The sequence below is a fragment of the Methanohalophilus sp. DAL1 genome, from assembly GCF_001683555.1.
Lineage (GTDB): Archaea > Halobacteriota > Methanosarcinia > Methanosarcinales > Methanosarcinaceae > Methanohalophilus > Methanohalophilus euhalobius.
Genome location: NZ_MAFX01000052.1, coordinates 1 through 6,106, shown reverse-complemented (window position 1 = coordinate 6,106; position 6,106 = coordinate 1). Strand labels below are relative to the sequence as shown.

The 6,106-nt window shown below is 40.9% G+C and carries 7 protein-coding genes; 3 read left to right on the top strand and 4 right to left on the bottom strand.

Annotated features, from left to right (window positions below):
* The first annotated feature begins 559 nt into the window (after positions 1-559).
* Entirely contained in the window at positions 560-1,519 is a 960-nt protein-coding gene (mch, locus tag A9957_RS09055; RefSeq protein WP_096711603.1) for a methenyltetrahydromethanopterin cyclohydrolase, read from the top strand.
* Positions 1,520-1,545: 26 nt separating this feature from the next.
* Positions 1,546-2,019 (top strand): DUF2124 domain-containing protein, encoded by a 474-nt coding sequence (locus tag A9957_RS09050; RefSeq protein ID WP_292343984.1) that lies wholly within the window; start codon positions 1,546-1,548, stop codon positions 2,017-2,019.
* A 10-nt stretch (positions 2,020-2,029) separates the two neighbouring features.
* Here the strand turns inward: A9957_RS09050 and A9957_RS09045 are convergent, their stop codons facing one another.
* The gene (locus tag A9957_RS09045) at positions 2,030-3,052 is read right to left on the bottom strand and encodes a class I SAM-dependent methyltransferase family protein (protein WP_292343982.1); all 1,023 of its coding nucleotides are present in this window, start codon (positions 3,050-3,052) and stop codon (positions 2,030-2,032) included.
* Between the two features lie 89 nt (positions 3,053-3,141).
* On the opposite strand from A9957_RS09045, the gene A9957_RS09040 reads away from it, so the two are divergent.
* Positions 3,142-3,876 carry a V4R domain-containing protein gene (locus tag A9957_RS09040; protein ID WP_096711267.1) on the top strand — a complete coding sequence of 245 codons (735 nt, stop codon included), beginning with the start codon at positions 3,142-3,144 and terminating at the stop codon, positions 3,874-3,876.
* Here the strand turns inward: A9957_RS09040 and A9957_RS09035 are convergent, their stop codons facing one another.
* The 3 genes from A9957_RS09035 to A9957_RS09025 all read right to left on the bottom strand — a co-directional run.
* The gene (locus A9957_RS09035) at positions 3,877-4,563 is read right to left on the bottom strand and encodes a DUF2110 family protein (protein WP_292343980.1); all 687 of its coding nucleotides are present in this window, start codon (positions 4,561-4,563) and stop codon (positions 3,877-3,879) included. It abuts the gene before it with no gap.
* Positions 4,564-4,589: 26 nt separating this feature from the next.
* Positions 4,590-5,177, bottom strand: coding sequence for a MarR family transcriptional regulator (locus A9957_RS09030; protein ID WP_292343978.1), 588 nt, complete (start codon positions 5,175-5,177; stop codon positions 4,590-4,592).
* A 75-nt stretch (positions 5,178-5,252) separates the two neighbouring features.
* Positions 5,253-6,106 (bottom strand): tRNA (guanine(26)-N(2))-dimethyltransferase (locus A9957_RS09025; RefSeq protein ID WP_292343976.1); only part of this gene is annotated, 854 nt, incomplete at its 5' end.

Sequence of the window (6,106 nt, the reverse complement as noted above, 5' to 3'; positions counted from 1 at the left end):
GATCTCGAAAGGAGTTAAACCTGCATCCAGGGCTTCCTGGACGAGGGGACCAGTACCATTGATGTCCTGGTTGACAATCGCATCTCTGAGTTTATCATACATTTCCTGTTTTCCCATTAAATCACCTATATTTAACTGTACAGCAGCTGTCATATCATAGGCTGCTGTTACAATGAACTTAAAAAGCAATTTTATATAACCTAGCCGACCACGTTTTTTCAATCCGCATAAAAATGGTAGATACCTCAAAAATTCAAAAAGCAATTCAAAAGGACAGACGTAAACAAAGCGATCATGGCATCAAAATCGACAACGTTTTTTGAAAACTAAGTTACAGCCATTTTACTAAAAAATAGGATTTTTAACCAACATTCCTAATATGAATTTCAGGAAATTAAGTATAAATTGGGATGAGTATAACTCATAATAGGCAATTACTCATCCATAAAACCGAAACGAATATGTATCGTTCTAACTGTACCATTTGTACTTGTTAGATTTACAGCAAAGTAATCTAAAAGTATAGGGTAAATTAATGAAAATATCTACTGGTGATAATGTGATTAGTGTTAATGAAAAGGGACTTGCAATAATTGATGAAATGCTGGACTGGGAAGATGAGATTAATGTTGAATCCAAACAGCTCGAAAATGGCGCCACAATATTTGATTGTGGAGTCAATGCCAAGGGTGGCTATGACGCAGGTATGTATCTCTCACGCCTCTGTCTTGCCGATCTTGCAGAAATTACCTACACCAAATTCGACCTTGACGGACTCCCGGTGCCTGCAATTCAGATCGTAACCGATTATCCCACAGTCGCTTGCATGGGTTCCCAGTATGCGGGTTGGAGAATTTCCGTTGGCAAGTATTTCGGAATGGGTTCAGGTCCTGCACGTGCCCTCGGACTCAAGCCAAAGGAACTTTACCAGGAAATCGATTACAAGGATGATGCCGAAGCTGCTGTGCTTGTAATGGAATCCGGCAAACTCCCGGACGAGGAAGTCGTAGAATATATCGCCAAACACTGCAGTGTTGACCCGGAAAATGTCTATATCGCAGTGGCACCTACTGCATCCATTGCAGGTTCTGTCCAGATCTCTGCCCGTATTGTGGAGACAGGCATCCACAAAATGGAATCCGTGGGTTTCGATATCAATACAATTAAGAGTGGTTTCGGTGTGGCACCAATAGCACCTATTGTTGGTGACGATACAAAATGCATGGGTTCAACCAATGACTGCGTAATCTACTGCGGGGAGACCTACTACACAGTAGACTACGGACAGGATGACCTTGAGGAATATGTCAAAAAGACACCATCCACAACTTCCAGAGACTTTGGTAAACCTTTCTATACAACATTCAAGGAAGCAGAATTCGACTTCTTCAAAGTAGATGCAGGCATGTTCGCCCCGGCAAGAATTACCGTAAACGATGTTGCATCCAAAAAATCATACACCGCAGGGCGTATCAATCCTGGTATCCTGCTCGAATCCTTTGGAATCAAGGAGGTATAATCCTCCTTTTAATTTTGGTGATCTAAGTGGAAATACTTGAAAAATCTGAAGGAATCGGCGCATTACTGAAAAATTTTGCATCTCTGGCCAGAGAATCGGAAAAAATCATTTTTATTGGAACTCCGGGGTTTTGTACACCTTTTGCAGAAATTGCCGCTTATTCCCTGCGTAAAAGTTCCAGGCAGATGGGATTTGTAGCCAATACTGATATCGAAAAAGCAAAACAACTTATTCCCACGGATATGGGAATGCAACTCGGTGATACAATTGATTATCATGCTGATATGGTCGTACTGCTTGGCGGGCTTGCCATGCCCAAAACCGGAGTGGAACCAGAGGAATTGAAAACGATTCTTGAATCGATATATGAGGGGTCTCAGAAGAAACTGCTTATAGGCATCTGTTTCCAGTCAATATTTGAAAAACAGGGATGGACCGATGCTCTGGATTTCGATTGCATAATTGATTCGGACATGTCAGTGTCCCTGAAGAAAACATGATAAATCTCCTTTACCATATACGTGCGTCCACGACAACATGCCAGACGCCCGGGGAATATTTTTTGATACTGCGACACTCCATAATCTCCACATTTCTCCCCTGCATTTTTGCTGCCTTTGTAATCTGCCCGATTGGCCTATCAAACATTAAATTTTCAGCCAGTGCTTCATGAAAATGCAATATGCCCCCTTTTTCACTTAATGCACCGATTGCAGCAGGCAAATAATCCGCTGTTCCTCCCACATATCCCATGATTACCCGATCAGCAACTTCTTTAGGTGTTACTTCAGCACAGTTGCCATGCAGGGGTTGTACAATATGTTGTACATTATTCAACCTTACGTTATCTCTGAGATAGCCAAATGAGACCGGATTCAGCTCAATCGAGTATATTTTTTCAGGTTGGGAATGCACTGCCATCGGGAGAGTGAAATAACCAATTCCAGCAAACATATCAACAACAATTTCCCCATTTCCAAGTTTACTCATCCTGTTTTTTTCCCTTAGGTTACCTTTGGAATACATAACCTCTGTCACATCAAGTTTGAAATAACAGCCATTCTCTTTATGTATTGTTTCTGTGGTATTACCACTCACAAGCTGTCTTTTTGGTTGCCGTAAACTGCCATTGATACCCAAATCCCTTACAACAGTGTCACAGGAGGGATACATATTCAGTAATTCTTCAGCAATTTCTACTCCCCTATGCATTATTTTATCAGGAATTGTAACTACTATAATGTTTCCAAGAATTTGCCAGCCAGAAGGAATTGCTTCCAGTTCCTCCGGTTTCATTTTACCGGCAAGCCTCTCTTTCAGGTTCATCTGCTGACGGTAGAACTCCGGTTGTTCCTGACGTTTTATTTCATAGCCACTTACCAAATCTGTGACTGGAATTTCAACAAAACTTCCACCTTCAACAATGCGAGATACGCATTTTCGGCTCCGATCCAGCAACTCCCTGGATTGTAATTCAAATCTTACTTTTTCAGTATCCCTGGCAGGTACTATAACTGCAAAATTTTCTTCCATTCAGCTCATTGAGAGGTATGTTTTGTTATAAAATTCATTCGGAATGGAGCGAACATTTATATACTCCACTCCCTTTATAACTCATCTGGATGAACACAACGAACCGTACGGCCCTTTTTGCTACCAGTAATGGTTTCATTGCAATTAACGGTGCCGTTAAATTGCATATAATGGATTTACTGAACAAAAGGCCATGTTCTTTCGATGAAATTGTCCAAAATACAGGGAAAGCCAAATCCACTGTATCAGTACATCTTAACGACCTTAAAAGAGCAAACCTATTGAGAGAATCAGTAGACGCGGTGGATAGGCGAAAAAAGAATTATAGTTTATCCTCAAAATACGTAGCTTGTTCACAAAAACCACTGGATACTCACTACTACCACAGCCTGGAAAATTTCTCAAACACATTTTCCAGTGAAACTGATTTTTTCCAGAACGTTTTCTGTGCTTTCAAAGCAGGCTTTGAAGCCCAGGGCATTGATCATAATCCTATAATCAAACACATAGGAAGTGACATCGGCACACAGATCGCAAATACTTTTGAGCAAGGAGATTTTATTGACAGCCTTGAAGAGATACGCTCTTTCTGGAAATGCTATAAACTGGGAAAAGTACAGATCGAAGATACAGAGCCTCTTACTATTAAAATAAAAGATTGTTTTGAATGTATGTCAATGCCTGTTCTTGGTCACCCAATATGCTCTTTTGATGAAGGAATGCTGGAAGGTATCCTTCATAAGATCACCGGTGAGAGGCCATCAATAAAAGAAATAGAGTGTTATGCAACAGGAGATAACCATTGCCTTTTCATCAAGGTATGATTACTTTTCTGAACGGATTACACCCATATCAGCATTGAGTTTTGGACCGATCTCTGCAACAATACCCGGCCCATCCGTAGTTTCCCTGCATATCACGCAATGTTCCATAATTCCCAACCTTTCAGTACCATAAATATCCCTGCTGTGGCCTGTTTTTTTCAGCACTGACTTGAGCTGGGAACGTGTAACTGAATTTACAATAATCCTGTCCGTGGAAGCTTTCTTCCATTCCCATAATTTATCAGCCTGTTGGCCGGTAAATCTTACCTGTTCACCCGCGTTTGTATTGAGAATTTCCACTTTAACAGGCATATATGGAATAAGACCAAAACGAGTTGCTACCTGATCCGGATTGCCTGTGCCCAGATTTTTCAGTCCGCTCGCAGTGATAGAGACTTTTTTACCAATGTCTACAACGATTTTATCTTCCTCTATGGATTGTATGTAACCACGGTATATTTTCCCTGCTACAGGTTCATATACAGGTGTGCCATATTTTTCCTTCAGGAAATGAATCGCAAATTCCGCATCATCCCCATCCGCATCTACAGTAACCCACTTGTTTTTGGAAAAACCTATTTCCAATTTCATGTCAAGATCCTTGAGGTCATCTGTAAATTTTGCAGCAATTGCATCAAGGGTCTGTTCTGTATTTGAATACACTTTTATTGCCAATTCAGTTTGCATATAATCCCGCACAAAAGAAGAGAAATTTATTTTCTACCCAGCAGTTTATCGAAGACCTCTTTGGTGTTACCATAAGCAATGAGAACATCATCATGTATAGGTTCCTCTGAATTCTCAATTGTATCCCCTATCATATGTATTTCCCTGCTGAAAGGACCCAGTTTCAATTTAATCCGGTCTTCACTGGCGTTTGCTTCTACCAGTTGTCCATAGATTTCCTCTATCTTATTTCTTAATGTTTTAATACGTTCCAATATTTCTTTGGACTCCCTGTTCAGTTGTGTTCCTTCACTCTCTTCCTCTTCAACTGTTTCTACCAATTCCCTGTACTTTTCAGGAAGATTCTCCCCGAGTGTTGTAATAAAATCCCTGAGATTTGTTACTACATCTACACCATATTCTGTCAGTTCTACATATTTTATTCTACCTTCAGATGTAAACTGTACAAGTCCCATATCAGCCATCTTGGAAAGGATTTTTGTAGTATGTGCAAAAGTCGAATTTATTTGTTTTGTAATAACAGAAGCATACGTCTTTCTAAGAGACCATATAGTAAGGAGTGCAAGGGTTGGTTTTTCCTGAAGGAACAGGTTTTCTACTTCTTCGCGGGACATTAGAAATCACCTGATAATACCATGAGAGGTATCTCAACGTCTATTCTTTATATATATCTTTTTGTTGTATATATATCAATACATATTGGAGAGAATCGACTTTATCACATTTAGAGGGGCATCGGTCTTAAAGGACATCCCGCTGAAATGTGTCCTGCTGGCCGCATATCCCTTATCTCTCAGGTCCTGAATGGTCTTTTCAATACGTGGAGCTGCCACAGAGAGCTGTTTGCATAGCCTGTGCTGATCATAAAAGAAAGGAATATCAAGTTCATCCAGACAGGTCTGGATTATTTTACAGGCTTTTTTCTTCTTGCCAAGGGGTCTTTTTTCAATTTCTTCTATGACCTTTGAACAAAAAATCCTGTCATGCAACTTCCCAAGCCAGAGAAGACCTCCTGATTTCATTTCAGTTCCACATTCCGGACAGGTTTGTTCCATGAAAACCGAATAGCCTTTTTTCCATTCACGGTAACTGCAATTGTCACAATGTGTGACATAACCCAACTCCTTAAGTGTCCGATCAGCATTTTTAGCCCCGCTTTTAATCCCTACATAAGCCCTGACATAATGACGCGTGGCGTGAGAGAGCAATACTTCCATTCCTTTCTCATGACGTGCCAGATGACGGGCAACAGACCCCAGCAGTATCCTCAGTCCCATTTCACTGTGATATTCATTGTTAAGTGCAACCGCAGCGTACTTGCGAATACCGGAATTCAGGTGAGCTCCGCAAAGAGGAGCAGTGTCAGTAGCTGTAACCTCCAGCAAGTTTACAGCAGAGCGACTGGCCGCATCCAGATAGGGAGCAGGACTTCCAAAAGGGTCCAGGTCCACGATATTGAATCGTTTTTCATGCAGGAGAGTATTTGCATTTCTACAGGATGTTTCAGCAATATCGGACAGGTCATTGAGTTTAATGTTTTGTT

Excerpts from the sequence above, each read along its gene's own strand:
- A9957_RS09045 (WP_292343982.1), bottom strand. The coding sequence starts at position 3,052 with ATGGAAGAAAATTTTGCAGTTATAGTACCTGCCAGGGATACTGAAAAA.
- A9957_RS09040 (WP_096711267.1), top strand. The coding sequence starts at position 3,142 with ATGAACACAACGAACCGTACGGCCCTTTTTGCTACCAGTAATGGTTTC.
- A9957_RS09035 (WP_292343980.1), bottom strand. The coding sequence starts at position 4,563 with ATGCAAACTGAATTGGCAATAAAAGTGTATTCAAATACAGAACAGACC.
- A9957_RS09030 (WP_292343978.1), bottom strand. The coding sequence starts at position 5,177 with ATGTCCCGCGAAGAAGTAGAAAACCTGTTCCTTCAGGAAAAACCAACC.